Annotated in this window: 1 rRNA gene; it reads right to left on the bottom strand. The window is 52.4% G+C overall.

Going from position 1 to position 275, the window contains the following annotated elements:
- Positions 1–135: ribosomal RNA gene (locus ACSEXW_RS28480) — 23S ribosomal RNA — on the bottom strand; the annotation flags it as partial.
- Between the last annotated feature and the right edge of the window lie 140 nt (positions 136–275).

Raw genomic sequence — 275 nt, 5'->3', positions numbered from 1 at the left:
CCATGTGGGTTTCCCCATTCGGACATCCCCGGATCAAAGCCTGCTTACGGCTCCCCGAGGCGTTTCGTCGTTCGCTACGTCCTTCTTCGGCTCCTGGCGCCTAGGCATCCTCCGTGCGCTCTTATTAGCTTATCCAGCTATAAGTGTAAACACTTAAAAGATGTTTTCGGAATTGTTTCGCTATCCAGTTTTCAAGGAACAAGGGTGAATCTCACACAAGTGAGACCCGCTTGGCAACGTCCTACTCTCCCAGGACCCTGCGGTCCAAGTACCAT

Origin of the sequence: Oryzibacillus soli, from assembly GCF_051594765.1 — a bacterium.
GTDB lineage: Bacteria > Bacillota > Bacilli > Paenibacillales > NBRC-103111 > Paenibacillus_AR.
The sequence above is the reverse complement of the archived record's forward strand: the minus strand, read 5'-3'. Positions and strand labels throughout refer to the sequence as shown.